Source organism: Alcanivorax sp. HI0007, from assembly GCF_001635525.1.
In the GTDB taxonomy this organism is placed as follows: Bacteria; Pseudomonadota; Gammaproteobacteria; order Pseudomonadales; family Alcanivoracaceae; genus Alcanivorax.
In genome coordinates this window covers 1-269 of record NZ_LWEJ01000194.1, presented here as the reverse complement: position 1 = coordinate 269, position 269 = coordinate 1, and the positions used below count along the sequence as shown (strand labels likewise).

The 269-nt window shown below is 50.6% G+C and carries 1 protein-coding gene; it reads left to right on the top strand.

All coding sequences use genetic code 11. From position 1 onward, the window contains the following. On the top strand, nt 1-269 hold a 269-nt coding region (locus tag A3714_RS10200; protein WP_197463404.1), incomplete at both ends, for a thrombospondin type 3 repeat-containing protein.

The following is a 269-nucleotide window of genomic DNA, read 5'->3' as shown; positions in this document are numbered from 1 at the left end:
TAACTGTCCGCTGGTTGCCAACCCGAACCAGGAAGATACCGACGGTGACGGTATTGGTGATGCCTGTGACATGAACAACGATCAGGACAACGACGGTATCGATGACGGCGTTGATAATTGCCCGACGATCTTCAATCCTGAGCAGGGTGATGTTGATAACGATGGTATCGGTGATGTCTGTGATGATGATGCCGATGGCGATGGCATCGACAACAACAACGACAACTGCGTATACACCCCGAACAATGATCAGGTGGATACGGATACTG